Here is a 25010-nt window from a genome sequence, read left to right as displayed (position 1 = left end):
GGGATGGCGTTGACGATTGCAAGCGAGCTGGTGGCGCAAATCGTTGCGGAGGCGAGATCCTCCCCCGGCGTCGAGATTTGCGGGCTGCTGATCGGGGAGCGGGCGGTGCCGTGTCGCAACGTCGCCGACGCACCGGCGACGCGGTTCGAGATCGATCCGGCGGCGCTGATCGCGGCCTATCGCGACGGCCGGCGCGGCGGTCCAGCGATCGTCGGTTGCTATCATTCGCACCCGAACGGCTCGGCGGTACCCTCGCCGCGCGATGCCGCCGATGCCGCGGCGAACGGATGGCTGTGGCTGATCGTCGGCGGTGATGGCACGGTAAAAGCCTGGCGTGCGGTAAAAAATGGCGCGGTCCATGGCCGCTTCGATCCGGTCGCCTTGCGCGTTGCGGGTTAGCCCGTCACTAGGGGCACTTCCCAAAAGGACGATCCATGACGCCGAGCCCTGTCGAATTCGCCAGCCTGTTGTGCTCGCGCCTGTGTCACGACTTGCTGTCGCCGGTCGGCGCGCTCAACAACGGCCTGGAACTGCTCGCCGACGAGACCGATCCGGCGATGCGCGAGCGGTGCATGGAGCTGTTGACCGAGAGCGCGCGGACCTCGGCGAACAAGCTGAAGTTCTTTCGCCTGGCGTTCGGCGCGGGCGGCGGCTTCGGCGAGAATATCGACGTGCGCGAGGCGAAGTCGGCGATCGAGGGGCTGGTGTCCGACCACAAGCGGATCGAGCTGAACTGGATCGTCGAGGCCGAGGCGCTGCCCAAGGCGGCGGTGAAGGCGATGCTCAACATCGTGCTGATCGCGACCGAGGCGCTGGTGCGCGGCGGCAGCCTGAGCGTCGGTGCCGAGGAGAACGGCGGCCAGGTCGAGATCGTCGCCCAGCTGGAGGCGTCGCGCATCCTGCTCGACAGCGAGATTCGCCGTGTGCTGGTCGAGGGGCCGGGCGACGTGCCCGTGACGCCGCGGACGTCGGCGGCGTATCTGGTCAACAGCATCGCGCGCGATGCCGGCGGGGCGGTTCAGGTGTCGGAGCCGACCGCCGGGGTCATGATCCTGGGCACGGTCTTCAACGCGCGGTAAACCGGCTTTTAACGTCTTTGCGTCCAAGACTCCGGCGGAACACGTCGGGGCACCATGGACGAGCTGCTGCAGGAATTCATTGCCGAAACCCGCGAGACGCTCGAAGCGCTGGCGGGTGAGATCGTGGCCTGGGAGGCCGCGCCGACCGATCGTGCGCGCCTGGATTCGATCTTTCGCTTCGTCCACACGGTGAAGGGAAGCTGCGGTTTCCTCGATTTGCCGCGGCTCGAGCGGCTGAGCCATGCCGCCGAGGACACGCTGGCCCAGGTCCGCGACGGTACGCGGGTGCCCGACCGTCAGCTGGTGAATGCGGTGCTGGCGATCGTCGATCGGATCGGCGAGCTGGTCGAGGCGATCGACGCAGGCGCGGCGCTCGACGATTCGAGCGAGGAACTGCTGATCGCGGCGCTATCGGCGGATGCGGCGCCGCTGGCGAGCCAGGCCGTGCAGCCGGCGGTGCATCGCGCGCCGAGCCGCTCGGTGCGCCTGGGCGTCGACCTGCTCGACCGGATGATGAGCGGGATGTCGGAAATGGTGCTGGCGCGCAACGAGCTGGCCCGCCAGCTGCGCAACCACAGCACCTTGCCCGGCATCGAAGGGGCGCTGGAGCGCCTGTCGCAGACCGTCGCCGACATGCGCGACACGGTGACGCGGACGCGGATGCAGAAGATCGACGCGCTGTTTTCGGCCTTGCCGCGGATGGTGCGCGACACATCTGCCGAACTCGAGAAGCAGGTGATGTTGACGATCGAGGGAAGCGACGTCGAGCTCGATCGCGAGATGATCGAGCTGATGCGCGATCCGCTGGTCCACATCATCCGCAACGCGCTGGATCACGGCATCGAACCGAATGCCGAACGGCAGGCGGCGGGCAAGCCCGCGGCCGGTCGGCTGGTCGTATCGGCGCGGCAGTCGGGCAACCAGATCCTGGTCGAAGTACGCGACGACGGCCGCGGCATCGACGTCGAGCGCCTTGCCGCCAAGGCATGCAAGCTCGGGATCAAGACGGCTGCCGAGACCGCGGCGATGAGCCCGCTCGCCAAGCTGGAGCTGGCGTTCCATCCTGGGCTGTCGAGCCGCGACACGGTGACCGCGATCTCGGGCCGCGGCGTCGGCATGGACGTGGTGCGCGCCAATATCGAACAGATCGGCGGGCGGATCGTCCTGACCAACAGGCGGGGTCAGGGGCTGACCGTCTCGATCCAGGTGCCGCTGACGCTGTCGATCATCCCGGCGATCATCGTCGCCGCCGGCAATCAGCGCTTCGCGCTGGCGCGACAGGCGGTCGAGGAAATCGTGACGACGCGCGGGGCCGCGGTGCGGATCGACAATGTCGGCGACACGTCGATCGCGACGGTCCGCGGGCGCAGGCTGGCCGTCGTGTCGCTCGACAAGCTGCTGGGATTGGGCGACAGCGAGCCCCGAACGCTCGCCATCGTCAACACCCGCGACGGCGAATATGCGCTGGCGATCGACGAGGTGCTCGATACCGAAGAGCTGGTCGTGAAGCCCGCGTCGCCGATGGTGATGGCGACGGGGATCTACGCCGGCAAGACGCTGCCCGATACCGGGCTGCCGATGCTGCTGCTCGACAGCGCCGGCGTCGCCGCGGTGGCGGGGCTGACGTTCCATAACGGCGCGGTCGACTTTGCGGAGGTCGAGGCCGACGAGGCGGTGCAGGAACAGCGCTGGTCGGCATTGCTGTTCGACGACGTCGACGGCCGCCGCCGTGCGGTGCCGCTGCCCGCGGTCGACCGTGTCGAGGCGGTCGAGGCGAGCGCGATCCAGGCGGTCGGCGGGCGGCTGCGCATCGTCATCGACGGTGCCAGCGTCGCGATCCACACGATGGCCGCCTTGCCCCAAAAGGGCGAGATCAACATGCTGCGCCTGGCCGATGGCGTCAGCGTCGTCGGCTATGCCATCGCCGAGCCGGTCGAGATCGTCTCGCTGCCGGCGGGCTTCGTCGCGGCGCAGGGGGGCGGCATGATCGCCGGCGTGGTGATGGTGGAGGGGCAGCAGATCGAGCTGGTCGACGTCCACGCGTTATTCGCCGAGATCGAGACGACGATACCGACGAAGGCCACCTGCCTGCTGCATGGCGACCAGAGCGGCTGGATGGCGACGTTCCTCCGCCCGGCGCTGGAGGCGGCGGGATATCATTGCGTGTCGGAACTCGTCCCGGGCGAGCGGGTGCAGGTGGCGCTGGCGATGGAAGACGCCGACGCCGCTACCATCCCGGTTGCCGCACCCGTCGTTCGCCTCACCACCTCGCCGCAGCGGCGCGGCGACGGCAGCGTCTATCGCTACGACCGGGTGTCGCTGTTGGGCGCGATCGCGGAAACACTGGCAGGAGCCGCCTGATGGACCTGTTCCTCCTTGCCGAGATGGGCGGCCGCACAGTCGCGATCGATGCCGACCAGGTCCATTCGGTCGTCGACATCGGCGAGATCATCCCGGTGCCGCGCGCCAACCCGTGCGTGCGCGGGCTGGTGGCGCTGCGCAGCCGGGTCGTCACCGTGATCTGCACGCGGATCGCGATGGGCCTGCCGGTGCCCAAGCAGGCCGCCAAGCGCGCGATCATCACCAACATCGACGGCCATTTCTATGCGGTACTCGTCGATTCGCTGGAGGATGTGGCGCCGTTCACCCGGCTGCCGCTGATGTCGGGCGTGCTGCTCGAAGGCGGCTGGCGCGCCCTCGGCGTCGGCATGATCGAGCGGGACGACGAGCCCGTGCTGATCGTCGACCTGTCCGCGCTGATCGCGCGCCAGTCGCTCGCCGCTTAACCCCGCCGTTACCTGTTGCGCCGCATAAACGCGGTGCCCCCGAAAGCTAAAAGGCCCACCACCCCATGAAGACGTGTCTGGTCGTCGACGACTCGAAGGTGATCCGCAAGGTTGCGCGTCACATCCTCGAGACGCTCCAGTTCGAGGTGCGCGAGGCGTGCGACGGGCGCGAGGCGCTGGAGGCGTGCCAGGCGGCGACGCCCGACGTCGTTCTGCTCGACTGGAACATGCCGGTCATGAACGGCATGGATTTCCTGCGTGCGTTGCGCGAATCCGGGATGACGCAGAAGCCCAAGGTCGTGTTCTGCACGACCGAGAACGGCATGGGCCACATCCGCGCCGCGATCGAGGCGGGCGCGGACGAATATGTGATGAAGCCGTTCGACCGCGACACGCTCGAAAGCAAGCTGCAGATCGTCGGCCTCGTCTGAGCCCCAGCCCGGATCGCTGAGGGCGCCATGGCCGCGTCTCCTTCCCCCCGCGCGATGGCGCCGGATACCGAACGGGTATTGATCGTCGACGATTCGGCGGTGTCCCGCGCGGTGCTGGCGCGGATCATCGATGCGTCCGATCGCTTCGCGGCGGTGGGGGCGGTGCCGACGGCCAGTGCGGCGCTGGCGTTCCTAGAGCGCGAGCGTGTCGACGTCGTCCTGCTCGACGTCGAGATGCCGGGCATGGACGGGCTGACCGCGCTGCCGCAGCTGCTGGCGGCGGGGCAGGGCGCCCGGATCATCGTCGTCTCGTCGCTCGCCAGCGACGGGGCCGAGAGCAGCATCCGGGCGATGGCGCTGGGGGCGGCGGATACGCTGGTCAAGCCGCCGATGGGCCAGCGCCTCGCGCATTTCTCGGACATGCTGCTCGAAAAGCTGATGCGGCTGAGCCGGCGTGGTCCGGCGGCGATGCCGCGCGCCACCGGCGCCGAGCCTGCGACGCCGGCGCGGTCCAGCGCCGCACCGCAGGATGACACCTCGCCGGTTGCCGTTCCGGCGCTGGGCGCGTTCGACATCGTGACGATCGGCGCCTCGACCGGCGGTATCCACGCGCTGAGCCAGCTGCTGCGCGAGTTGCCGCCGTCGTTCCGCCAGCCCATCGTCATCACCCAGCATCTGCCGGGATCGTTCATGCCCTATTTCGCGGCGCAGATCGCGGTGCTGGGCCAGCGCCCGTGCGACGTCGCTACCGATCGGATGCGGGTACGGCCGGGGCGGATCATCGTCGCGCCGGGCGACGCGCATGTGGGCGCGGTGTCGCTCGGCGATGGTGCGGCGGCGGTGCGCCTGCTGACGGAGCCGGCGTCATCCGGCTGCATGCCCTCGATCGATCCGATGCTGGCGTCGTTTTCAGATGTTTATGGAGCACGGATGGTCGCGGTGATCCTGAGCGGCATGGGTCGAGATGGAGCCGAAGGGGTCCGCAACGTACGCGACGCCGGCGGCAAGGTGCTGGTGCAGGACCAGGCGAGCTCCGTCGTGTGGGGCATGCCCGGCACGGTTGCGCAGGCCGGCCATGCCGATGCCATCCTGCCCCCCGCGTCGATCGGCCGCGCTCTCGCCGCGCGGCGGCCGTCATGAAGATGGAACCGATCTCGACCGGCGGCGCCGCGGTTTCGTCTATCGCGTTCAGCGTTCTGACCGCGCTGCTGGAGGCGCGCACCGGCCAGCAACTGGCGAGCTATCGATCCTGGCGGGTCGATACCGCGCTGAAGCCGCTGATCCGCGAGCGCGGGCTCGACACGCTCGACCAGCTCGTCGCCCAGCTGCTCGACGGCAACGATGCCGCGATCGGTGATCGCATCGTCGACGCGCTGGTGAATCAAGAGACCTCGTTCTTCCGCGACGGGCCGATCTTCGACCAGGCGCTCGAGGTGCTGGCGGCGTGCGAGCGTCGGCGGCCGCGGGTCTGGTCGGCAGGATGCTCGACCGGACAAGAGCCGCTGTCGCTGGCGATGGCCATCGCTGACCGGTCGGCGGGGGGCCTGCCGCCGGTCGACATCATTGCCACCGACGTGTCGGACGCTGCGATCCAGCGTGCCAAGTCGGGCAAGTTCACGCAGTTCGAGGTGCAGCGCGGCTTGCCGATCCGCCAGCTGATGAAATGGTTCGACGGCGGTGACGCGTCGGAATGGTTCGCCAAGCCCGAGCTCGTCCGCATGATCCAGTGGCGGCGCCATAATCTGGTGGCGGAGGCGGCACTGTCGGGCGGGTTCGATCTGATCCTGTGCCGCAACGTGATGCTGTACCTGTCGCCGGCGACGCGCGTCGCGGTCTATGCCGGGCTGGCAAAGGCGCTCAAACCCGGCGGCGTGCTGGTTTTGGGGGCGGGCGAGACGGTGATCGGACAGAGCGACGCGCTGGAGCCGAGCCGGCGCTGGCGGGGATTCTACGAACGCGTCGCCTGACCGGCTCTTCACATCCGCGAGAATGCGGCTAAGGCGCTGGTCGATGGACGAGCCCGCCGAGCCGGAAATGACCGACGCGCCGTCGCCGAATTTCGACGATCGCCTGCTGCCGATCTCGATGATCGTGCTCCACTATACGGGGATGCAGGACGGCGCGTCGGCGCTGGCGCGGCTGCGCGATCCCGAGGCGAAGGTGTCGGCGCATTATCTGGTCGAGGAGGACGGCACCGTCCTTCGCCTCGTCGACGAGGACAAGCGCGCCTGGCACGCCGGCCGCTCGCACTGGCGCGGGATCACCGACGTCAATTCCGCCAGCATCGGTATCGAGATCGTCAATCCCGGCCATGAGTTCGGCTATCGCGACTTTCCCGAGGCGCAGGTCGATGCGGTCGTTCGCTTGGTGGCGGCGATCAAGGCGCGGCACGGAATCACCCGCGGCAACGTCGTCGGCCATTCCGATGTCGCACCGGCCCGCAAGCGCGATCCTGGCGAGCTGTTTCCGTGGGCTAGGCTGGCGCGGCTGCGGCTGGCGCTGCCGAGGCCGACGAAGAACCTGCTCGATCCGAAGTGGCCCGAGGCCGGCTTCCTGCTGGCGCTGGAGCGGTTCGGCTATGACGTCAGCAACCCGCTGGCGGCGACGATGGCGTTCCAGCGCCGCTTCCGGCCCGAACTGATCGACGGCGAGATGGACGGCGAATGCCGGATGATCCTGCTCGCGCTTCTGCTTCCCAAGCCGCAAGGCGACGACTAGAGGGGCAGTGCCAGAGGGCCGGGCGGCCGCGTCATCCAGCGATGGATGCCGAGGAAAGTCCGGGCTCCACGAAACGACGGTGGCGGGTAACGCCCGCCGGCCACGCGCCTTCGGACGCGGGGTTAGGGAAAGTGCCACAGAGAGCAGACGGCCTGGCTTCGGCCCGGTCACGGTGAAAGGGTGCGGCAAGAGCGCACCGCGCGCGCCGGTAACGGCCGCGGCATGGCAAACCCCACCGGGAGCAAGACCGAATAGGGGCGGCAAGGAGCCTTTGGCTCCGGGGCGTGTTTCCGCCTGTCGCCCGGGTTGGTCGCTAGAGACGGCGTGCGAGCGTCGTCCGAGAGGAATGGTCGCCCATCCGGCAGCGATGCCGGTGGACAGAACCCGGCTTACAGGCCCTCTGGCAAACGACCCCGCCCTGGGGCAGGATCACTGACACAGGTGAATCTCGGGGGGCGGACGATGAAGCGGTGGATGACGGTTGGGTTGGCGAGTGTCAGCGCAGCGGGCGTAGTGGCGCAGACGGCGCCGCCGCCACCGGCCGCCACCGGCGCAGCGACGGCGCAGCAGGAGTATAACGCCGCCGTCGTGCTCGACGACCAGGGCGATAAGGCCGGCGCGCTGGCGGCATGGCAGCGGTTCGGCCAGCGGCCCGGTCTGACCGCGCGCACCCGCGGCATCGCGAAGGTCCGCGAAGGCGCCGACCTGATCGCCTTGCGGCGCCTCGACGAAGGCGCGGAGGCCACCCGGCTCGGGCTGGCGAACCTGCCGAAGAACGAGGCGGCTTTGGCGCCCGATCGCTGGCGCGCGAATTACAACCTTGGCCTGGCGGCGGAAAACTCGCTCGATTACGCGATGGCGGCCAGCCAATATAGCGCAGCCGAGAAGGAAATCGCGGATGGCGTCGAGGGCGTGGTGGCGCTGGTCGGCGTGGTCAGGACGCTGACGTTCGTCGATCGGTTGGCGGCGCGGGATGCGCTGGCGCGGCTCGATCGGATCGCGCCGGCTGCGAAGCTGGGCAAATCCGACCTGGCGCAGATCGCGCGGCTGCACACGCTGGTCGCGCTCAACACCGGTGATCTTCGTACCGCCAGCGCCAGTGCGCTGGAGGCGGTCACGAAGCTGGGCGGGATCACCGAGAAGACGTCGGTCGAGGACGCGCGGGCGCGGTCGGACGCGGCGATCGCGCTGCTGCTCAACAACGCGCCCGACGAGGCGCGGCGGTACATGGCGATGACCGGGGCGGGGCGGCTGGGCACCAGCCGGTTCGATCCGGCGGCGGCGATGCAGGCCCCCGATTGTGGCGGCGAAGCGGAACTGCGGCCGAGCGATGTGGCGGTGGTCGAATTCGCCGTCGACGACGACGGGCGGCCGGTTTCGATCCGCCCGGTCTACGCTGCGGGCGGCCCGGCCGCCGGTCTCGCCTTCGCTCGGGCGGTCCGCGATTGGTCGTGGACGCCCGAGCAGGTAAAGGCGATCCCGCCCTTCTTCCGCGCCGCGGCCCGGGTCGAGATGCGCTGCTCGACGGCGTTCGCGCGCCCTTCGCTGCGTGGCCAGCTCGGCGTGGCGGTGGAAGAATGGCTGGCGACCAAGGGTGCCGTGGCGTCGCCCGAGCCGCAGCAGCCCTCGACCGCCATCGGCGAGCAGCGGGCGGCGCTCGGCGCAGCGGAGGCGCGGTCGGCGACGTCGCTGCAGACGCTGGCGGCGCTGTATCGACTGATGAACAACCCCTTCAATCCCGATCCCACCACGCCACTTGCCGCTCGCGGGCTAGGTATCGCACGGACGCAAGGGGCGCCTCCTGTGGTCCAGCTCGCCTTCGACCTGCCGCAGCGCGAGGGCGCAAGGCTCGACAGCTGGAAGCCGCCGGTATTCCAGCGGCTCGCGACCGCAATGCTGACCGAGCCGACCTATGCCGCCGATCCGCAGGCGCGGGCGCTCCTGCGACTGATGATGGCCGACCGGATCGATTCGGGGAAAAGCCGGGGCGGCGCGAGCGACACCGCGACGCTGGTTCTGCAGCAGGTGGTCGACGACAAGGCGCTGGCGGCCAACGATCCCTTGCGTGTCGGCGCGCTGGTTCGGCTGGCATCGATCGAGGAGCGCGCGGGCAACCCGGCCGGTGCGCGAGACGCGTTCATGAAGACGGGGCTCAGCCCCAGCCAGTGCGGGCTGCTCGATGCGCCGCCCAAGATGGTCGCCATGCCGGGGGCGGAAGCGTTCCCGATGGAGGCATTGCAGTGGGGCTTCGAAGGCTGGACCCAGGTTCAGTACGACGTCGGCAGCAACGGCCGCGCCGGCAACGTCCGCGCGCTGCTGAGCTATCCGCCCTTCATTTTCACCAAGGCCGGGACGAAATTCTTCGACAGTGCGACCTTTGCCAAGACCTATCGGCCCGATGGCAGCCTTGGCTGCGGGGCATCGACGACTCGGGTGAAGTTCACGATGCCGAAGTGACGATAGGGGTGGCATGCCCTTGCGCCACGGATGACCGGGGCTATGTCGGGCGCGCATGGCACGCTCGACGACGCGCTCTAACGACTGGGGTTTTCCGCGCTGGCGCGGCTATGGATCGTCGCGCGAGGCGCAGACGGTGCGATTGTGCGACCGGCAGGGATGCGAAGAGCCGGGGAACTGCCCCGCGCCCAAGTCGCCGAACAGCCCCGAGCGCTGGTATTTCTGTGAGGCCCACGCCGCCGAGTACAACCGCGGCTGGAATTACTTCGAGGGCCTGTCCGCTGAGGAAGCCGCGGCGCGGGAGAAGGGCGAGCAGCGCACCGCCTCGGGCTATGCCTCGGCCAGCCACTATGCGTGGGGCGGGGCGGGCGATGGCACGCGATCGGGCGACGAATTGCGCGCGCTCGAGGTGCTGGGGCTCGACAGCGACGCCGATGCCGACGAGGTGAAGACGGCGTGGCGGCGGATGGCGAAGGAAAACCACCCCGACGTCCGGCCCGGCGACGCGTCGGCTGCGGTGCGATTCCAGTCGGTGCAGGCCGCCTATGAGGTATTGCGCCGCGCCGATGAAGAACGGGCACGCCGCCGCCCGTGAAGACGCTGCGCAGCGACTGGGAGGGCGCGATCCTAGTCTGCGGGAAGTGCAGTCGCAAGGTCGACGGCTTCGGGCCGAAGAAGCGGCCGCTGGCCAAGATGCTGCGCAAGCTGCTGGGACTGGGAAAGGGGCGCCGGGCGCGGATGGGCATCGTCGAGACGCGGTGCCTGGGCGTATGCCCGAAGCGCGGGGTCGTGGTGGTCGATACGCGGCGGCCGGACGGCTGGCTGGTGGTGCCGGAGGGCGCGGATGTCGAGGCGGTGGTGGAGCGGTTGGCGTAGCCGCTCTAAGATCCGTCATGCTGAACTTGATTCAGCATCTCTTGGTGGGTCGGGGCGTCATCGCCAGAGATCCTGAAACGAGTTCAGGATGACGGCGGTTCACGGCTTTACGCGTAGCGCTGCGCCGTCTCGCGGATCAGGGCGATCATGTTGGGGATGCCCTGCGTCCGGTTACTACTGAGCTGGTTGCCGAGGTCGAATGGGGCCAAGTCGCCGGGGATATCGCTCGCCAGAATGTCCTTAGGCGTTCGATCCTGGACGGCGAGCAGCACCAGGGCGATGATGCCCTTGGTGATCGCGGCGTTGCTGTCCGCCAGGAAGTGGAGCGTGCCATCGTCGCGGGTGGTGGGGTAGACCCACACCGCGGCCGAACACCCCCGCACCAGCGTTGCGTCGGTCTTCAGCGCGTCGGGCATCGGCTCCAGCGCCCGGCCCAGGTCGATCAGCAGGCGATAGCGATCGTCGGCCTCGAGGAATTCATATTCGTCGCGGACGTCGGCCAGGCTCTGCATGGCCGCGTCCGCTACCGGGTGGCGCGTTACAGGTCCACCCCGGCGGCGATCGCCTCGAGCTTGCGGATGCGTTCCTTGAGGTCGGCGATCTCGATCCGTGCGCCGGCGGTAGGCGTCGGCATCGCCTGGTCGTGGCACTGTTCCAGCTCGGTGCGCTTGAGCGCCAGCCAGCCGCGCCAGCCGGCGAGGCATCCGGTCACCACCATGCCAAGTCCGGCGAGGCCGCTCAGCGCCAGCGTCACATAGACATTTGCGTCGTTCATCTTCCCGCCTCCTCTCAGCGGTCGCGCAGCCGCTCGATCTCGCGATCGAGGTCGGTGCTCTGGTGATTGTCGGTGATGACCCGCTCGAGCACCTGGATGCGCTCGCGCATGTTGCGTACCTCCTCGCGCAGCCGCATCGTGTCGGCACTCTCGACAGTTCGATGCTGCTGCTCGCCAAGGGCTCGGTAGCGGGCGGTCAGGACCTTCCCGATCATCGAGATCAGGACGATCGACACGACCATGAAGGCGACGGTGAAGGGCATGGGATGCTCGCTTCGCTATGGGTTCAGTTGACGCTGCGCTGGTCGCGCAGCCGCTCGATCTCGTCGGAGAGGTCAGCGCCCTTGTCGGTCGCGATCCGCTCCAACACGCGCACCCGCTGCTCCAGCCGCTCGTTCTGCGCCGCGTACTGCGCGGCCTTCTCGGCGGCCTGGGCGTTGAGCGCGCCGGCCATGAATTCCTTGTGCTTCAGCCAGCGCTTGAAGATCTCGCTGCCGACGCCGAGGATGACGGGAAGGCCGACCACCACGAAGGCAAGCATGAAGATGGTGAAGCCGTTGAATTCTCGTAGGAGTTCGAACAACATCTCGTCTCTCCTCAGCGATCGCGCAGCGCGTCGATTTCGCGGGCGGTACGCTCGGCGGGATCGGTGGCGATCCGCTCGAGGACCGTGATCCGCTCTTCGAGGCGGCTGACCTGGCCGTTGAGCCGCTCGTTTTCGTTGGTGAGCAGCGTGACACGGCGTTCCGCGTCGAGGTTGCTATCCGATCGACCGCGGAAGCCCCGACGGTTCAGTTCTTCCGGCGAGTAGCCGTGACGGACGCGGATATAGTTGTTGATGATCTTGCCCAGCATCACGATCGCGATGATGGCGATGACGAAACCAGGTCCTTGCCAGGATTCCATGGGATGTGTCCTCTTTGTCTGCCGGTGGCGATCAGCGCAGCTGGTCGATCGCGCGGGCGGTGCGATCGGCGGGATCGGTGACGATCCGCTCGAGGACCGCGATCCGCTCTTCCAGGCGGCTGACCTGACCGTTCAGCTTTTCGTTCTGGTTCGTCAGCAGCGCCACGGTACGACCCGTTTCCTTGTCGCGCTTCTCGAACTCGCCTTCGAACCGTTCCAGCTCGTGGCCGTGACGGGCACGGATCCAGTTGTTGGCGACCCAGCAAACCGGACCGATCGCGATCGCGACGATCGGGATCATCAAACCCAATTGGCTCATTGTCGTTACCCCTCTCTCCCCCGAGATCGTTTCAGCGCAGGCTGTCGATCTCGTCGGCCAGCTGCTTGTTGCGGCTGGTGTAGTGAAGCTCGATGTCGGCGAGGCGGCGGTCGATGTCGCGGAACTTGCTGCGCACCTCGGCGGTCGAGCGCTTGGTGTTGGTGCGCACGCCCTGCCAGAACTTCGCGTCCTCGCCGGTGACGTAGAGGTCGTTCGGCTTGTCCTCGGCGACCCAGGCGACGACCATGTAGGCGACGACGATCCACCACTGCTGGGCGATCAGCGTCATGCCGGCGACGCCCAGGCGGATCCACAATGCGTCGACCCCGGTATAGTCCGCGATGCCGGCGCACACGCCCTTCCACTTGCCGTCCTGCTTATCCAGGTAGAATTTGGTGCGGCTCCCTGACGAAGACATCTTAGTTCCTCCGTTCGATCTGATAGTTCGACTGGGGGGCGTTGAGGCCCGGCTGCCAGTCGGGATTGTCGGCGGCGACGATGCGCTCGACGGTGTTGACGCGATCCTCGAGGCGGCGGGCGAGATTGTACATCTCGTCGAGCATCCGCTCGTCCTCCTCGGTGATCTTCGGCGCCTGCCGCCACTTGGTAACATAGTGCATGATGACCCAGGGCAGGCCGACGAAGAGGAAGGCGCAGATCAGTACGGTTTCCATCGTCTCAGCCCTCCCGGTTCATCTTGGCCTTGAGCGCGGCAAGCTCGGCATCGACCTTGTCGCTGGCGCGCAGCTCGGCGATTTCGTCGTCGAGCGTCTTGACGGTGCCCAGCCCCATCGCCTCGGCGCGACCCTCGGCGTCGTCGACGCGGCGTTCCAGCACGTCGAAGCGGCTGAAGGCGTCCTGCGTCTTGGCACCGGCGTACATCTCGCGCAGGCGGAAGCGGTTGTTGGCGCTTTCGAGGCGGGTCTGCACGTTGGCCTGGCGGGCGCGGGCCTCGCCGAGTTTCTTCTGGAGCTTGGCGATGTCCTCTTCGCTGGCGCGCAGCGCGTCGTCGAGCACCTGCACCTCGATCTTCAGCTGCTCGACCATGTCGCCCGCCTTCTGGCGCTCGACGAGGGCGGCCTTCGCCAGATCCTCGCGGTTCTTGCTCAGCGCCAGCTCGGCCTTTTCGGTCCAGCTGTCGTGGAGCTGCTCCAGCTTGCTGATATGGCGACGCATCTCCTTCTGATCGGCGATGGTCCGCGCGGCGGAGGCGCGAACCTCGACCAGCGTCTCTTCCATCTCCAGGATGATCATCCGGATCATCTTCGCCGGATCTTCCGCCTTTTCGATGAGGTCGGCGAAGTTGGCGGCGACGATGTCGCGGGTGCGGGAGAAAATGCCCATCGGTATCGGTGCTCCTGAAACTGGTCCGGGGTGAGCGAGGGAAAGAAAGCCCACCCCGGTATAGCCGATTACGCCGAAGCGCGCTCGACCATAACGGCGGCCTGGCTGCCGTGCGTCGTTGCCGGTCCGACCGCGCCCAGCACGCACGTGGCGCTGAACAGGATCGTGCAGAAAACGGCGGCGGCGGTGTGGCCCAAGCGGTTGGCGAACATGGTGGAAGCTCCTCGTCTCTGAAACCTTGTGATCCGCCGTTGGGGCGGTATGCCAAGGATATTGCATCCACCGTGCCAGTTTCGAAAACGGCAGAAATCTGCCAGTTTGCTGTCTTATTTCTGCAAGACGCCACGTTGCGGGTTGCCAATCATTGGTGTCCTGCGCCAGACATTCGCCATGGAGCGAACGAGCCAAGTCATCGGCCAGGCGGGGGCCTTTTTGGATGCGCTGGAACGGGCGAGCCGGGCGGCGGCGCTCGACCGGCCGGTGCTGGTGATCGGCGAGCGCGGGACCGGCAAGGAACTGGTCGCCGAGCGTCTCCACCGCCTGAGCCCACGCTGGGACCAGCCGCTGGTCGTGATGAACTGTGCGGCGCTACCCGAGACGCTGATCGAGGCGGAGCTGTTCGGTCATGAGGCGGGTGCCTTCACCGGCGCTTCCAAGGCGCGGACGGGGCGATTCGAGGAAGCCGATGGCGGCACGCTGTTCCTCGACGAGCTAGGGACGCTGTCGATGGCGGCGCAGGACCGGCTGCTGCGCGCGGTGGAATATGGCGAGGTGACGCGGATCGGCTCGTCGCGGCCGATGCGCGTCGACGTCCGCATCGTGGCGGCGACCAACGAGCATTTGCCCGACAAGGTCGACGCCGGTGAGTTTCGCGCCGATCTGCTCGATCGATTGTCGTTCGAGGTCGTGACGCTGCCGCCGCTGCGTGCACGGGCAGGCGATATCGTCGTGCTGGCCGATCATTTCGGGCGACGGATGGCATCGGAGATCGGGTGGGAACGCTGGCCGGGGTTCGGGGCGATGGCGCTCGACACGCTGACCAACTATCGCTGGCCGGGCAACGTGCGCGAACTGCGCAACGTGGTCGAACGGGCGGTCTATCGCTGGGAGGGCGCGGGGCCGATCGATTCGATCGAGATCGATCCGTTCCAGTCGCCGTATCGACCGCAACAGTCCGGTGGACGACGCGCGTCGACCGCCACGCCGGCGGACGCCACCCCTATCCCGGAAGATGCGCCGATCGCGGCATGCGAGGCCGGGCCATCGGATTTCAAGTCGCGCGTGGCCCGGTTCGAGCGCGAGTTGCTGGCACGGGCGCTGGCGGAAAACCGGTTCAACCAGCGTTCGACGGCGGAGGCGCTGGGGCTGACCTACGACCAGCTTCGCCATGCGTTGCGACGGCACGATCTCATCAACGCCGGGGGATAACGGACCGCCGCCTCCTTACGCTTGCGCAACGAGCCGGCCGGAGCCATTTGGACGCGACGGGCGTTTGCCCACGCGTTCCCTTTTTCGGAGATGGAAGATGGCTTTCGAACTGCCGCCGCTACCGTACGACTATGACGCGCTGGAGCCCGTCATCAGCAAGGAGACGATGCATTTCCATCACGACAAGCATCATAAGGCGTACACCGACAAGCTGAACGAGGCGGTCGAGAAGGACGCCGCGCTGCAGGGCAAGTCGATCGAGGACATCCTGGGCATGATCTCGTCGCAGCCGCCGCTCGTGCGCAACAACGGCGGCGGTTACTGGAACCATGATTTCTTCTGGAAGATCATGGGCAAGAAGGGTTCGTCGAGCGGCCCGTCGGGCAAGCTGGCCGAGGCGATCGACGCCTATGGCGGGCTCGACAAGCTGAAGGAAGACTTCAACACCAAGGGCGCGGGCCAGTTCGGTTCGGGCTGGGCGTGGGTGATCGTCGACGAGTCGGGCGTGTTGAAGGTGACGTCGACCCCGAACCAGGACAACCCGCTGATGGACGACGCCAAGGAGAAGGGCACGCCGATCCTGGGCAACGACGTGTGGGAGCACGCCTACTATCTGACCTACATGAACGACCGCCCCGGCTATCTGAAGGCGTGGTGGGACGTCGTGAACTGGGACGAGGTCGGCAAGCGCTTCGACGCGGCGGCGAAGTAAGGGGCCGCCAGCGTCCCGGGAACGCCCGGCGACGCTGGATCAATCAGCCTTCGGGGGGGATGTCGGTGACGGCATCCTCTTCCATTTTCAGGCCGTGGCGCATCAGCATCGGCAGGTTGGCGACGGCGAACAGGAGGGTGAGCGGGATCGCACCCCACAGCTTGAACCCGACCCAGAAGTTCCACGATGTCGATCGCCACACCGCCTCGTTGAGCAGCGCCATCAGCGCGAAGAAGATCGCCCAGTTGCGCGTCAGCTTGCCCCAGCCTTCCGCCGTCAGTCCCGGATAGGCGGCGCCGAGCAGGCCCTGCAGCAGCGGCCTGTTGGTGGCGAGGCCGATCGCCAGAACCCCGGCGAAAATCGTGTAGACGAAGGTCGGCTTCATCTGGATGAAGCGGGGATCGTGGAAATAGAGCGTCAGCCCTCCGAACACGACGACCAGCCCGCCCGAGATCCACAGCATCGGCGAGATGCGACCGAGCTTCACCTTCGACACGATCATCGCGGCCACGGTGGCGACGACGAAGGCTGCGGTGGCGACGATGACCCGCGCGACGACGATCGCGGCGAGGCGGTCCATGTCGTTGAGCGACGAGGTCAGCGAGGCGACGATCGTCATCGCCAGCGGCGGGGGGAGAAGGAAGTTGACCGCGAAGAAGACGACGAGCGGGGCGTAGTCGATCGCCATCGACAGGCCGGGGGAGGATTTGTCCTGGGTCACTTCCGCGCTCCCTCGACACCGGCGATGATACGGCTGACCTCGTTGGCGTCGAAGGGGCGCAGGTCGGTCATGCCCTCGCCGACGCCGATCGCGTGAATGGGCAGGCCGAACTTCTCGGCCGCCGCGACGAGGACGCCGCCGCGCGCGGTGCCGTCGAGCTTGGTCATGACGAGGCCGGTGACGCCGGCCACCTCCTTGAACACCTCGATCTGGCTGAGCGCGTTCTGGCCCGTCGTCGCGTCGAGGACGAGGACGACGTCGTGCGGCGCTTCGGGGTTGAGGCGGCCGAGGACGCGGCGGATCTTGGCCAGCTCGTCCATCAGCTCGCGCTTGTTCTGGAGGCGTCCGGCAGTGTCGACGATCAGGACGTCGATGCCGGTCGCGGTCGCCTGCTTGACGGCGTCCCAGACGACGCCGGCAGCGTCGCCGCCTTCGGGCCCGCGGATGATCGGCACGCCCACCCGGTCCGCCCAGGTCGCAAGCTGGCCGATCGCGGCGGCGCGGAAGGTGTCGCCCGCCGCCAGCATCACCGAATAGTCCTGCTCCATCAGCAGATGGGCGAGCTTGGCGATGGTGGTCGTCTTGCCGGAGCCGTTGACACCGATGACGAGGATCACCTGCGGCCGCGGAAAGGCGTCGACCTCTAGCGGGGTGGCGACGCGCTGAAGCGCCTTCTCCACTTCCTCGGCGACGACGAGGCGGATACCGAGATCCTCCATGTCGCGCTCGAACGTGCCCTCGGCGAGGCGGGCGCGGATCTTGCCCGCGGTTTCGGGACCGAGATCGGAGGCGATCAGTGCTTCCTCGATGTCGTCGAGCGTCGCGTCGTCGAGCCGCGCGCCGCCAAGCCCCGCGAGATTGCCGACGAGCCGGTCGGATGTCTTGCGAAGCCCGCCGAGCAGTCGCTCGTGCCAGGTAGGGGTGGTGCTCATGCAAGGGTTCCGATGAGATGGGTCGCCGTGGCGGCGGTGATGTGGATGGGGGCTATCAACCCTATTCCCGTTCGCCCCGAGCCTGTCGAAGGGCGCGCCCCGGGCGGGGTACTCGGGACATGTGCTTCGACAAGGTCAGCACGAACGGGGGAGGGGAAGGTCGAGAACCGCACCTCCGCGAAATGCGGAGCGTGACCACGATCGCCAGGCTGCTCCAACAGGACGTGTTGGGTGCTGCCGACCTGCGACGCGAGCCACGCAGCCTTGCGTGTCGCGGCGCGGGTGCGGAGGCGGTCGGCACGGGTACGGCGGATGTCGGGTGCGACCTGCGGCATGCGGGCGGCGGGGGTGCCGGCGCGGGGGGAGTATGGGAAGATATGCGCGTGGACGATGTCGGCATCGTCGAGCAGCGCGAGCGTGTCGGCGGCCATGCCCTCGTCCTCGGTGGGAAAGCCGGCGATCAGGTCGGCGCCGATCGCGATGTCCGGCCGCGCGGCCTTGAGACGTTCGACCATCGCCACCGCCTGCGCACGGTTGTGGCGACGCTTCATCCGCTTGAGGATGAGGTCGCTGCCCGACTGGAACGACAGATGGAGGTGCGGCATCACGCGCGGCTCGCCGGTGACGAGGTCGAACAGCCGATCGTCGATCTCGATCGAGTCGAGCGACGAGAGCCGCAGTCGTTCGAGCCGGGGAACGTGGCGCAGGATCCGTTCGACCAGCGTGCCGAGCGTCGGCGCACCGGGCAGATGCTGGCCATAGCTGGTCAGGTCGACGCCGGTCAGCACCACCTCGCGGTGGCCGGCGTCGACCAGTGCGGCGATGCGCTCGACCACCGCGCCTGCCGGCGCCGAGCGGCTGGCGCCGCGGCCGAAGGGAATGGCGCAGAAGGTGCAGCGATGGTCGCAACCGTTCTGCACCTCGACGAAGGCGCGGGCGTGGCCGGCGAAGCTGTCGGCGAGGTGGGGTGCGGTGTCGGTCAGGCGCATCACGTCGCCGACGACGATCGGCGGCGCATCGGGTGCCCAGGCGGCGGGCGAGAGCTTGTCGGCATTGCCGACGACGCGATCGACCTCTGGCATCGCGGCAAAGGCGACCGGATCGATCTGGGCAGCGCAGCCGGTCACTATCAGTTCGGCACCGGGGCGAGCCTTGCGCGCGCGACGGATGGCGCTGCGCGTCGCCTTGACCGCGGCATTGGTCACCGCGCAGCTGTTCACCACCACCGCGTCGCGCCCCGCGAGGAGCGCGCGGATCGTTTCGCTCTCGGCGATGTTGAGGCGGCAACCGAGGGTGATGACCTCTGGCTGGGAGGACGGGGACATGAGCGGCGATCTAGGGACAGGCGAGCCTCAAGTCCACGACGACGCAGCCATTCGCAGCGAGGCGGCGCGTGTGCTCGACTTCTGGTTCGGGCTGGACGCCAAGCAGCATTTCGAAAAGGATGCCGCCCTCGATGCCGAGATCGGCGAGCGGTTCGGGGCACTGCGCGATCGCGTGCTGGCGACGGCGGCGGCCGGCTGGCGCGACCATCCCGACACGATGCTGGCGGCGATCATACTGCTCGACCAGTTTTCGCGCAACATCCACCGCGGGTCGGCGGCGGCGTTCGCGGCGGACGACCTGGCCGCGGCGCTCACGCTGGAGGCGCTGACGCACGGCTACGACCAGCACCTGGCGCGCGAACGCCGGGTGTTCCTGCTGATGCCGCTGATGCACGCCGAGGACGGGCCGCTGCAGGCGATGTCGGTCGAGGAATTCGAGAAGCTGGGGATCGAGGAGAACGCCGCCTTCGCTCGATCGCATCGGGACGTGTTCGAGCGTTTCGGCCGCTTTCCGGGGCGTAATGCGGCGCTGGGCCGGCGGACCACGTCGGAGGAGCAAGTGTGGCTCGACGACAATGACGGCGGCTGGTGATCTGAGCCGCCATTGATCGCGCGGGACGGGTCGCCTATGTGCGCGCCTTCGCTGCACTGCCAGGACCTTTCATGTTCGCCTTCCTGCTCGTCGTCCATGCCATCATCGCCGCCGCGCTCGTGACGGTGATTCTCATGCAGCGGTCGGAAGGCGGCGGGCTCGGCATGGGCGGTAGCCCGTCGGGGCTGATGTCGGCGCGTGGTGCCGCCGACTTCCTGACGCGGGCGACCGCGACGCTCGCGACACTGTTCGTCGCGCTGTCGATCGTCCTGGCGGTCTATGCCGCGACGCGGCGGACGCAGACCATCGACACCTCGCTGGCCCGCACGGCGCCGGTGGCCCAGCCGCAGACGCCGCCGGCCGCCAACGACACGCCGTTCGGCGGCGCATCGACCAACGTCGCCGACCAGGCGAATCGAAACGCGACCGCACCGGCGTCGAACAACGCCGTTCCGCTGGCGCAGTAATCCACCGCAAAATCCTGGCGACGCGCCCGCGAGCTTCACGCGGGTGCTTGTCGCGCGTGTCCAATCCAAGCTAGGCGATTCCTCCCATGGCGCGGTATATCTTCATCACCGGCGGCGTGGTCTCGTCGCTCGGCAAGGGCCTCATGGCGGCCTCTCTTGCGGCTCTCCTCCAGGCGCGCGGCTATCGCGTGCGGATCCGCAAGTTCGATCCCTATCTGAACGTCGATCCGGGCACGATGAGCCCCTATCAACACGGCGAGGTCTACGTCACCGACGACGGGGCGGAAACGGACCTGGATCTGGGGCACTACGAGCGCTTCACGGGCGTCGCGAGCCGTCAGTCGGACAACGTCACGTCCGGCCGGATCTACAAGACGATCATCGAGCGCGAGCGGCGTGGCGACTATCTGGGGGCGACGGTGCAGGTGATCCCGCACGTCACCGACGCGATCAAGGCGTTCGCGCGGGCCGAAACCGACGACCTCGACTTCGTGCTGTGCGAGATCGGCGGGACGGTGGGCGATATCGAGTCGCTGCCGTTCATCGAGGCGATTCGCCAGCTGCGTAACGAGGAGGGGCGCGCCAACGCGATCTCGATCCACGTCACGCTGGTGCCGTATATCGCGGCAGCGGGCGAGCTGAAGACCAAGCCGACGCAACACTCGGTGCGCGAGCTGGCGGCGCTGGGGGTTCAGCCCGACGTGCTCGTCTGCCGCTGCGAGCAGCCGCTGCCGGCGAGCGAGCGGGCGAAGATCGCGCTGTTCTGCAACGTGCCCGAGACGGCGGTGATCCCGGCACTTGACGCGAAGAGCATCTATGCGGTGCCGCTGCAATATCATGGCGAGGGCCTGGATGCCGAGGTGCTACGTGCCTTCGGCATCGTACCGTCGTCGGCGCCGGACCTGTCGCGCTGGGTCGAAATCGTCGACCGGCTGACCAATCCCGAGGGCGAAGTGACGGTCGGCGTCGTCGGCAAGTACGTCGGGCTGCAGGACGCGTACAAGTCGCTCAACGAGGCGCTGGTTCATGGCGGCATCGCCAACCGGGTGAAGGTCAACGTCCGCTGGATCGACGCCGAGCTGTTCGAGCAGGAGGACGGCGACATCGCCGCCCATCTCGAGCCGTGCGACGCCATCCTGGTGCCGGGTGCGTTCGGCGAGCGCGGTGCGGAGGGCAAGATCGCCGCGGTGCGCTTCGCCCGTGAGCGCGAGATCCCCTATTTCGGCATTTGCTTCGGAATGCAGATGGCCTGCGTCGAGGGTGCGCGCGACCTGGCCGGGATCAAGGATGCCTCGTCCACCGAGTTCGGACCGACCGAGGAACCGGTCGTCGGCCTGATCACCGAATGGATGGGCCGCGGCGGGCTCGAGAAGCGCGCCGCCGAAGGTGACATGGGCGGCACGATGCGGCTCGGTGCCTATGAGGCGAAGCTCGACGGCAACAGCGTGGTGTCAGCGATCTACGGCTCGACCTCGATCAGCGAGCGGCATCGCCATCGCTACGAGGTGAACACCGGCTATCAGGAAGCGCTGGAGAAGGGCGGGCTGGTGTTCAGCGGCATGTCGCCCGACGGCACGTTGCCCGAAATCGTCGAGCGGCCGGATCACCCGTGGTTCGTCGGCGTCCAGTTCCATCCCGAGCTGAAGAGCAAGCCGTTCGACCCGCACCCGCTGTTCGCAAGCTTCATCGGCGCGGCGGTGAGGCAGAGCCGGCTGGTGTAGAAAACTGGTAGGCCCGCGATCTGCCGCGTTCGTCATGCTGAACTAGGCTCAGCATCTCCATGAGGCGGCGAGCGTCGTCCGAGTTACGCGAAGACGCTGAAATTAGTTGAGCGTGACGGCTTGGGGGCTGGTGACGATCATCGGCAGCTTTCCTGCAAAAGAAAGCGCCCGGACCGTTCGGCCCGGGCGCCCCACGGCGTCTGGAAAAGGGAGCGACAGACGCCGAGCGGGTCAGGCGGCCTTCGCCTCGTCCTCAGTCTTGTTCTCGACCGCAGCGAGGGGCGCGCCGGTCTTGATCGCGATGGTCTTGGGCTTCATTGCCTCGGGCACCTCGCGGACCAGGTCGATCACCAGCAGTCCGTCGTTGAGCCGCGCGTCCTCGACGAACACGAAGTCGGCGAGCTCGAAGCGCCGCTCGAACGAGCGGTTGGCGATGCCGACGTGGAGGAAGTTCGCGTTGCCGCGCTCATCCTTCTTGCCGGTCACCAGCAGCAGGTTCTGCTGAGCGGTGATCTCGATCTCGTCGCGGCTGAAGCCGGCCACCGCCAGGGTGATGCGATAGCGGTCGTCGGCGATCCGCTCGAGATTGAAGGGGGGGTAGTTCTCGGCCGACGCGCCGCGCGCGTTGTTCTCGAGAAGGTCGAACAGCCGGTCGAAGCCGATGGTCGAGCGGCGGTACGGGGTCAGGTCGAGTCGCATATCAAAACCTCCATTGAGCGTCATGATGTGGGTTCCGGCGCCCGCCAGCGTGGCAGCGTCGCCGTCTGCGGTCCGTCAAGCAGCACCGCAGGACCCGGATTTGGGGCGATCGATCGTGCGTTCAAGAGGGTCGATCGGCGGAAAATCGGCAGCCGCATAGCCGCGCTTTCCCGGTCCCAAGTTCAAGCCGCATTGTTCTCCCACCGCATTGATGGAGTTTCGGTGTCAAGAGGTTCAGGGAGACCCATCAATGACGCCGACACTCGCGATCCTGTTCGCCATGCAAGCCGCTTCGCCGGGCGCCGGGGTGACCGTTCCGGCCCCGCCGCAGAAAACGCCGGCGGAGGAGGAACTGCAGCGCAGGTCCGTTGCCGGCGACGTCGTCGTCACGGCGCGGCGGCGGTCGGAGCAGGCGCAGAACGTGCCGATCCCGATTTCGGTCGTGGGCGTGAAGGAGCTGGACAACACCGGCAGCTTCAACATCGCGCGGTTGCAACAGCTACAGCCGACCTTGCAATTCTATTCGACCAATCCGCGCAACTCGTCGGTCAACATCCGCGGGCTCGGCGCACCGCTGGGACTGACCAACGACGGGATCGAGCAGGGCGTCGGCGTCTATATCGACCAGGTGTATCTGAGCCGCGTCGCGGTCGCGACACTCGACTTCCTCGACGTCCAGCAGATCGAGACGCTGCGCGGGCCGCAGGGCACGCTGTACGGCAAGAACACCGTCGCCGGCGCGATCAACATCACTAGCAAGGCGCCCAGCTTCACCTTCGACGGGCGTGCCGAGGTGAGCGTCGGCAACCTCGACTTCAAGCAGGCGAAGGCGTCGATCTCGGGGCCGCTGACCGACAATATCGCGATCCGCCTGGGGCTGACGAGCACCGATCGGCGCGGCACGATCTACAACGTCGCGAGCAAGAGCTACGTCAATTCGCAGGACAACCTCGGCCTGCGCACCGCGATCCTGTGGCGGGCGACGGATACGCTGAACCTGACGCTGTCGGGCGACTATAGCCGGCAGGACCCCAATTGCTGCGCACAGATCTTCGTGCGGGTGGGATCGACGCAGCGGCCGCTCAACCGCCAGTACGACGCGCTGTCGCGGGCGTTGAACTATGCCCCGCCCAGTCGCAACGCGTTCGATCGGCTTACGGATCTGGATGCGTCGCTGCGCGCGAAGAACGAGCTTGGCGGGGTTTCGCTGCGCGGCGAAGCGCAGTTGGGATCGGGCACGCTGACGTCGGTGACGGCATTTCGATTCTGGCATTGGCTGCCGTCCAACGATCGCGATTTCACTGGTCTGCCGATCACGACAAAGTCGAACAATCCGACTCGCCAGAACCAATATACGCAGGAATTTAGATATGCCGGTGAGGGCAAGAGCTTCGACTATGTGCTGGGCGCGTTCGGCTTCTACCAGGACATCCATACTACCGGCGTCCAGCAGCAGGGTGCTGCCGCGAGTCGCTGGCTGATCAATCCGTCGAGCGCGCTGGCGAGCGATCCGTCGGTGCTCGACGGGCTGACCGCGAACAACGACATCCGGCTCAAGAATTTTTCCGGCGCGCTGTTCGGCAAGCTCAATTGGAAGGTCGGCGATCGCTTCACCGTGTCGCCCGGCGTCCGGCTGAACTATGACGACAAGGTCGGCAGCTACGTCAGCATCGTCCGTGACGCCCAAGGCAATCTGGTGCCGTACAGCGGCGGGACGGCGCGCCAGGCGGCGCAGCGCGATGCAATCCAGCCGCAGGCGTTCACCGACGAGACGTATCGGGCGTGGAACGTCAGCTATGACGTGACCGGATCGTACAAGCCGTCGCGCGACGCACTCCTCTACGCGACCTATGCGCACAGCTTCAAATCGGGCGGGCTCAACCTCAACGGCGTGCCGGTGGTGAACGGGGTCGTGCAGACGCAGCTGGCCCAGATCGCGCCCGAGAAGGTCGACCATCTCGAGCTGGGTGCGAAGACGCAGTTCTGGGATCGGCGCGTGACGCTGAACGTCACCGGCTTCTGGACGATCATCCACGATTACCAGGCGGTGGTGAACAACAGCTCAACCTCGACGCTGCGCGGCTATCTGGCGAATGCGGGCGAGGTGCGGGTGAGGGGTGCGGAGGCCGATTTCTCGATCCGGCCGAGCGAGCGGTTCAACCTCTACGTCAACGGCGCCTTCACCGACGGCCGCTACGTCGATTTCAAGAACGCTCCGTGCCCGCCGGAATTGTCGGGCGGATCGACGCCGACCGCGGCCAACCCGACGATCGGAGCGCCGGGCCAGCCGGGGACCAACAGCCCGGTCGTATGCGATATCTCCGGCCAGTGGCTGCCGGGGATCTCGCGCGTCGCCTTCTCCTATGGTGGTGAATATAATCTGCCGGCCAAGGTGCTGGGGCAGGACGGCGAAGCGTATCTGGGCGTCGATGCCAACACGCGCAGCAAATTCTCGTCCAATGCCTCGCGGTCGATCTATACCGACATCGGCGGGTACACGCTGACGAACGTACGCGCCGGCTTCCGCACCGACTCGGGACTCAACGTCTTCGGCTGGGCGCGCAACCTGTTCGATGCGCACTATTACGAGGTATTAGCGACGACGCCGGGCAACACCGGGCTGATCGCGGGCAACGTCGGCGATCCGCGCACCTATGGCATCACCATCGGCAAGTCGTTCTGACGCGGTTCAGCCGCGACATCATATCGATTGTTAAGAGGG

31 protein-coding genes and 1 other RNA gene are annotated in these 25010 nt (G+C 67.4%); 18 read left to right on the top strand and 14 right to left on the bottom strand.

The genetic code is table 11. The features are described 5' to 3' along the window. Nucleotides 1–3 precede the first annotated feature (3 nt). The 12 genes from GGQ80_RS03700 (at nt 4) to GGQ80_RS03645 (ending at nt 10347) form a co-directional block, all read left to right on the top strand. The gene (locus tag GGQ80_RS03700; RefSeq protein WP_183982552.1) at nt 4–399 is read left to right on the top strand and encodes a M67 family metallopeptidase; all 396 of its coding nucleotides are present in this window, start codon (nt 4–6) and stop codon (nt 397–399) included. A 35-nt stretch (nt 400–434) separates the two neighbouring features. Then, entirely contained in the window at nt 435–1079 is a 645-nt protein-coding gene (locus GGQ80_RS03695) for a histidine phosphotransferase family protein (RefSeq protein ID WP_183982551.1), read from the top strand. A gap of 54 nt (nt 1080–1133) precedes the next feature. Further along, nucleotides 1134–3440, top strand: coding sequence for a chemotaxis protein CheA (locus GGQ80_RS03690; RefSeq protein WP_183982550.1), 2307 nt, complete (start codon nt 1134–1136; stop codon nt 3438–3440). Beyond that, a complete protein-coding gene (locus tag GGQ80_RS03685) occupies nt 3440–3865 on the top strand; it encodes a chemotaxis protein CheW (protein WP_183982549.1) in 426 nt (141 codons plus the stop codon). Before GGQ80_RS03690 ends, GGQ80_RS03685 begins: the two co-directional genes overlap by 1 nt. A gap of 65 nt (nt 3866–3930) precedes the next feature. Then, entirely contained in the window at nt 3931–4296 is a 366-nt protein-coding gene (locus tag GGQ80_RS03680) for a response regulator (protein WP_183982548.1), read from the top strand. A gap of 27 nt (nt 4297–4323) precedes the next feature. Continuing rightward, nucleotides 4324–5436, top strand: coding sequence for a chemotaxis-specific protein-glutamate methyltransferase CheB (gene cheB / locus GGQ80_RS03675; RefSeq protein WP_183982547.1), 1113 nt, complete (start codon nt 4324–4326; stop codon nt 5434–5436). Then, nucleotides 5433–6263, top strand: coding sequence for a CheR family methyltransferase (locus tag GGQ80_RS03670; protein WP_246346848.1), 831 nt, complete (start codon nt 5433–5435; stop codon nt 6261–6263). The genes cheB and GGQ80_RS03670 overlap by 4 nt, the downstream gene beginning before the upstream one ends. A 43-nt stretch (nt 6264–6306) precedes the next feature. Continuing rightward, nucleotides 6307–7014: an N-acetylmuramoyl-L-alanine amidase gene (locus GGQ80_RS03665; protein ID WP_246346847.1), complete on the top strand. Its 708-nt coding sequence runs from the start codon at nt 6307–6309 to the stop codon at nt 7012–7014. Nucleotides 7015–7024: 10 nt separating this feature from the next. Beyond that, nucleotides 7025–7422, top strand: an RNA gene (gene rnpB / locus GGQ80_RS03660) — RNase P RNA component class A. Nucleotides 7423–7488: 66 nt separating this feature from the next. Further along, a complete protein-coding gene (locus tag GGQ80_RS03655) occupies nt 7489–9471 on the top strand; it encodes a hypothetical protein (RefSeq protein WP_183982546.1) in 1983 nt (660 codons plus the stop codon). Between the two features lie 55 nt (nt 9472–9526). After that, nucleotides 9527–10066 carry a J domain-containing protein gene (locus tag GGQ80_RS03650; protein WP_183982545.1) on the top strand — a complete coding sequence of 180 codons (540 nt, stop codon included), beginning with the start codon at nt 9527–9529 and terminating at the stop codon, nt 10064–10066. Then, complete coding sequence (locus GGQ80_RS03645; protein ID WP_183982544.1) at nt 10063–10347, top strand: (2Fe-2S) ferredoxin domain-containing protein; 285 nt, start codon at nt 10063–10065, stop codon at nt 10345–10347. The genes GGQ80_RS03650 and GGQ80_RS03645 overlap by 4 nt, the downstream gene beginning before the upstream one ends. A gap of 107 nt (nt 10348–10454) precedes the next feature. Here GGQ80_RS03645 and GGQ80_RS03640 read toward each other — a convergent pair whose 3' ends face one another. The 10 genes from GGQ80_RS03640 to GGQ80_RS03595 form a co-directional block, all read right to left on the bottom strand. Next, on the bottom strand, nt 10455–10859 hold the full coding sequence (locus GGQ80_RS03640; RefSeq protein ID WP_183982543.1) for a SufE family protein: 405 nt from the start codon (nt 10857–10859) through the stop codon (nt 10455–10457). A gap of 26 nt (nt 10860–10885) precedes the next feature. After that, nucleotides 10886–11122, bottom strand: a complete 237-nt coding sequence (locus GGQ80_RS03635; RefSeq protein ID WP_183982542.1) for a hypothetical protein — start codon at nt 11120–11122, stop codon at nt 10886–10888. Nucleotides 11123–11136: 14 nt separating this feature from the next. Further along, entirely contained in the window at nt 11137–11385 is a 249-nt protein-coding gene (locus GGQ80_RS03630) for a hypothetical protein (protein WP_246346846.1), read from the bottom strand. Nucleotides 11386–11408: 23 nt separating this feature from the next. Next, nucleotides 11409–11708, bottom strand: coding sequence for a hypothetical protein (locus GGQ80_RS03625; protein ID WP_246346845.1), 300 nt, complete (start codon nt 11706–11708; stop codon nt 11409–11411). Between the two features lie 11 nt (nt 11709–11719). Continuing rightward, entirely contained in the window at nt 11720–12028 is a 309-nt protein-coding gene (locus GGQ80_RS03620; RefSeq protein WP_246346844.1) for a hypothetical protein, read from the bottom strand. A 31-nt stretch (nt 12029–12059) separates the two neighbouring features. Then, nucleotides 12060–12347, bottom strand: a complete 288-nt coding sequence (locus GGQ80_RS03615; RefSeq protein WP_183982541.1) for a hypothetical protein — start codon at nt 12345–12347, stop codon at nt 12060–12062. Nucleotides 12348–12378: 31 nt separating this feature from the next. Next, nucleotides 12379–12765, bottom strand: a complete 387-nt coding sequence (gene pspC, locus GGQ80_RS03610; protein WP_183982540.1) for an envelope stress response membrane protein PspC — start codon at nt 12763–12765, stop codon at nt 12379–12381. Nucleotide 12766: 1 nt separating this feature from the next. Continuing rightward, nucleotides 12767–13021: an envelope stress response membrane protein PspB gene (pspB, locus tag GGQ80_RS03605; RefSeq protein ID WP_183982539.1), complete on the bottom strand. Its 255-nt coding sequence runs from the start codon at nt 13019–13021 to the stop codon at nt 12767–12769. 4 nt (nt 13022–13025) lie between these two features. Further along, nucleotides 13026–13691, bottom strand: a complete 666-nt coding sequence (pspA, locus tag GGQ80_RS03600) for a phage shock protein PspA (protein ID WP_183982538.1) — start codon at nt 13689–13691, stop codon at nt 13026–13028. A 68-nt stretch (nt 13692–13759) separates the two neighbouring features. Continuing rightward, entirely contained in the window at nt 13760–13903 is a 144-nt protein-coding gene (locus GGQ80_RS03595) for a hypothetical protein (protein WP_183982537.1), read from the bottom strand. A gap of 178 nt (nt 13904–14081) precedes the next feature. Between GGQ80_RS03595 and pspF the strand changes: the two genes are divergently transcribed. Next, nucleotides 14082–15119, top strand: coding sequence for a phage shock protein operon transcriptional activator (gene pspF / locus GGQ80_RS03590; protein WP_183982536.1), 1038 nt, complete (start codon nt 14082–14084; stop codon nt 15117–15119). A 97-nt stretch (nt 15120–15216) separates the two neighbouring features. Continuing rightward, entirely contained in the window at nt 15217–15831 is a 615-nt protein-coding gene (locus GGQ80_RS03585; protein ID WP_183982535.1) for a superoxide dismutase, read from the top strand. 43 nt (nt 15832–15874) lie between these two features. Here GGQ80_RS03585 and GGQ80_RS03580 read toward each other — a convergent pair whose 3' ends face one another. From GGQ80_RS03580 to mtaB, 3 genes are read right to left on the bottom strand one after another with little or no spacing between them, the layout of a single operon-like run. Next, nucleotides 15875–16519 (bottom strand): inner membrane-spanning protein YciB, encoded by a 645-nt coding sequence (locus tag GGQ80_RS03580; RefSeq protein WP_183982927.1) that lies wholly within the window; start codon nt 16517–16519, stop codon nt 15875–15877. Between the two features lie 29 nt (nt 16520–16548). Beyond that, nucleotides 16549–17484: a signal recognition particle-docking protein FtsY gene (ftsY, locus tag GGQ80_RS03575; protein ID WP_183982534.1), complete on the bottom strand. Its 936-nt coding sequence runs from the start codon at nt 17482–17484 to the stop codon at nt 16549–16551. After that, nucleotides 17481–18809 (bottom strand): tRNA (N(6)-L-threonylcarbamoyladenosine(37)-C(2))-methylthiotransferase MtaB, encoded by a 1329-nt coding sequence (gene mtaB / locus GGQ80_RS03570; protein WP_183982533.1) that lies wholly within the window; start codon nt 18807–18809, stop codon nt 17481–17483. Before mtaB ends, ftsY begins: the two co-directional genes overlap by 4 nt. On the opposite strand from mtaB, the gene GGQ80_RS03565 reads away from it, so the two are divergent. The 3 genes from GGQ80_RS03565 to pyrG all read left to right on the top strand — a co-directional run bounded on the left by GGQ80_RS03565 (nt 18808) and on the right by pyrG (nt 21589). Continuing rightward, nucleotides 18808–19401: a DUF924 family protein gene (locus tag GGQ80_RS03565; protein ID WP_183982532.1), complete on the top strand. Its 594-nt coding sequence runs from the start codon at nt 18808–18810 to the stop codon at nt 19399–19401. The genes mtaB and GGQ80_RS03565 overlap by 2 nt on opposite strands. A 71-nt stretch (nt 19402–19472) precedes the next feature. Further along, nucleotides 19473–19868 carry a preprotein translocase subunit SecG gene (gene secG / locus GGQ80_RS03560; protein ID WP_183982531.1) on the top strand — a complete coding sequence of 132 codons (396 nt, stop codon included), beginning with the start codon at nt 19473–19475 and terminating at the stop codon, nt 19866–19868. A gap of 86 nt (nt 19869–19954) precedes the next feature. After that, nucleotides 19955–21589 carry a CTP synthase gene (gene pyrG, locus GGQ80_RS03555; RefSeq protein WP_183982530.1) on the top strand — a complete coding sequence of 545 codons (1635 nt, stop codon included), beginning with the start codon at nt 19955–19957 and terminating at the stop codon, nt 21587–21589. A 231-nt stretch (nt 21590–21820) separates the two neighbouring features. Here pyrG and GGQ80_RS03550 read toward each other — a convergent pair whose 3' ends face one another. Then, a complete protein-coding gene (locus GGQ80_RS03550) occupies nt 21821–22288 on the bottom strand; it encodes an Hsp20 family protein (protein ID WP_183982529.1) in 468 nt (155 codons plus the stop codon). Nucleotides 22289–22538: 250 nt separating this feature from the next. Between GGQ80_RS03550 and GGQ80_RS03545 the strand changes: the two genes are divergently transcribed. Further along, nucleotides 22539–24971: a TonB-dependent receptor gene (locus GGQ80_RS03545; protein WP_183982528.1), complete on the top strand. Its 2433-nt coding sequence runs from the start codon at nt 22539–22541 to the stop codon at nt 24969–24971. The last annotated feature ends 39 nt before the right edge of the window (nt 24972–25010 follow it).

Source organism: Sphingomonas jinjuensis (assembly GCF_014197105.1).
In the GTDB taxonomy this organism is placed as follows: Bacteria; Pseudomonadota; Alphaproteobacteria; order Sphingomonadales; family Sphingomonadaceae; genus Sphingomonas; species Sphingomonas jinjuensis.
The sequence above is the reverse complement of the archived record's forward strand: the minus strand, read 5'-3'. Positions and strand labels throughout refer to the sequence as shown.

What these genes read in the sequence shown, in the direction of transcription:
- GGQ80_RS03630 (WP_246346846.1), bottom strand. Translation starts at nt 11,385, where the DNA reads ATGCCCTTCACCGTCGCCTTCATGGTCGTGTCGATCGTCCTGATCTCG.
- GGQ80_RS03595 (WP_183982537.1), bottom strand. Translation starts at nt 13,903, where the DNA reads ATGTTCGCCAACCGCTTGGGCCACACCGCCGCCGCCGTTTTCTGCACG.
- GGQ80_RS03585 (WP_183982535.1), top strand. Translation starts at nt 15,217, where the DNA reads ATGGCTTTCGAACTGCCGCCGCTACCGTACGACTATGACGCGCTGGAG.
- GGQ80_RS03635 (WP_183982542.1), bottom strand. Translation starts at nt 11,122, where the DNA reads ATGAACGACGCAAATGTCTATGTGACGCTGGCGCTGAGCGGCCTCGCC.
- GGQ80_RS03685 (WP_183982549.1), top strand. Translation starts at nt 3,440, where the DNA reads ATGGACCTGTTCCTCCTTGCCGAGATGGGCGGCCGCACAGTCGCGATC.
- ftsY (WP_183982534.1), bottom strand. Translation starts at nt 17,484, where the DNA reads ATGAGCACCACCCCTACCTGGCACGAGCGACTGCTCGGCGGGCTTCGC.
- GGQ80_RS03700 (WP_183982552.1), top strand. Translation starts at nt 4, where the DNA reads ATGGCGTTGACGATTGCAAGCGAGCTGGTGGCGCAAATCGTTGCGGAG.
- GGQ80_RS03655 (WP_183982546.1), top strand. Translation starts at nt 7,489, where the DNA reads ATGACGGTTGGGTTGGCGAGTGTCAGCGCAGCGGGCGTAGTGGCGCAG.
- GGQ80_RS03545 (WP_183982528.1), top strand. Translation starts at nt 22,539, where the DNA reads ATGACGCCGACACTCGCGATCCTGTTCGCCATGCAAGCCGCTTCGCCG.
- secG (WP_183982531.1), top strand. Translation starts at nt 19,473, where the DNA reads ATGTTCGCCTTCCTGCTCGTCGTCCATGCCATCATCGCCGCCGCGCTC.
- GGQ80_RS03640 (WP_183982543.1), bottom strand. Translation starts at nt 10,859, where the DNA reads ATGCAGAGCCTGGCCGACGTCCGCGACGAATATGAATTCCTCGAGGCC.
- GGQ80_RS03565 (WP_183982532.1), top strand. Translation starts at nt 18,808, where the DNA reads ATGAGCGGCGATCTAGGGACAGGCGAGCCTCAAGTCCACGACGACGCA.
- GGQ80_RS03665 (WP_246346847.1), top strand. Translation starts at nt 6,307, where the DNA reads ATGGACGAGCCCGCCGAGCCGGAAATGACCGACGCGCCGTCGCCGAAT.
- pspA (WP_183982538.1), bottom strand. Translation starts at nt 13,691, where the DNA reads ATGGGCATTTTCTCCCGCACCCGCGACATCGTCGCCGCCAACTTCGCC.
- GGQ80_RS03550 (WP_183982529.1), bottom strand. Translation starts at nt 22,288, where the DNA reads ATGCGACTCGACCTGACCCCGTACCGCCGCTCGACCATCGGCTTCGAC.
- GGQ80_RS03670 (WP_246346848.1), top strand. Translation starts at nt 5,433, where the DNA reads ATGAAGATGGAACCGATCTCGACCGGCGGCGCCGCGGTTTCGTCTATC.
- cheB (WP_183982547.1), top strand. Translation starts at nt 4,324, where the DNA reads ATGGCCGCGTCTCCTTCCCCCCGCGCGATGGCGCCGGATACCGAACGG.
- GGQ80_RS03690 (WP_183982550.1), top strand. Translation starts at nt 1,134, where the DNA reads ATGGACGAGCTGCTGCAGGAATTCATTGCCGAAACCCGCGAGACGCTC.
- pspC (WP_183982540.1), bottom strand. Translation starts at nt 12,765, where the DNA reads ATGTCTTCGTCAGGGAGCCGCACCAAATTCTACCTGGATAAGCAGGAC.
- pspB (WP_183982539.1), bottom strand. Translation starts at nt 13,021, where the DNA reads ATGGAAACCGTACTGATCTGCGCCTTCCTCTTCGTCGGCCTGCCCTGG.
- GGQ80_RS03625 (WP_246346845.1), bottom strand. Translation starts at nt 11,708, where the DNA reads ATGTTGTTCGAACTCCTACGAGAATTCAACGGCTTCACCATCTTCATG.
- GGQ80_RS03695 (WP_183982551.1), top strand. Translation starts at nt 435, where the DNA reads ATGACGCCGAGCCCTGTCGAATTCGCCAGCCTGTTGTGCTCGCGCCTG.
- GGQ80_RS03620 (WP_246346844.1), bottom strand. Translation starts at nt 12,028, where the DNA reads ATGGAATCCTGGCAAGGACCTGGTTTCGTCATCGCCATCATCGCGATC.
- pspF (WP_183982536.1), top strand. Translation starts at nt 14,082, where the DNA reads ATGGAGCGAACGAGCCAAGTCATCGGCCAGGCGGGGGCCTTTTTGGAT.
- GGQ80_RS03680 (WP_183982548.1), top strand. Translation starts at nt 3,931, where the DNA reads ATGAAGACGTGTCTGGTCGTCGACGACTCGAAGGTGATCCGCAAGGTT.
- GGQ80_RS03615 (WP_183982541.1), bottom strand. Translation starts at nt 12,347, where the DNA reads ATGAGCCAATTGGGTTTGATGATCCCGATCGTCGCGATCGCGATCGGT.
- mtaB (WP_183982533.1), bottom strand. Translation starts at nt 18,809, where the DNA reads ATGTCCCCGTCCTCCCAGCCAGAGGTCATCACCCTCGGTTGCCGCCTC.
- pyrG (WP_183982530.1), top strand. Translation starts at nt 19,955, where the DNA reads ATGGCGCGGTATATCTTCATCACCGGCGGCGTGGTCTCGTCGCTCGGC.
- GGQ80_RS03580 (WP_183982927.1), bottom strand. Translation starts at nt 16,519, where the DNA reads ATGGCGATCGACTACGCCCCGCTCGTCGTCTTCTTCGCGGTCAACTTC.
- GGQ80_RS03650 (WP_183982545.1), top strand. Translation starts at nt 9,527, where the DNA reads ATGGCACGCTCGACGACGCGCTCTAACGACTGGGGTTTTCCGCGCTGG.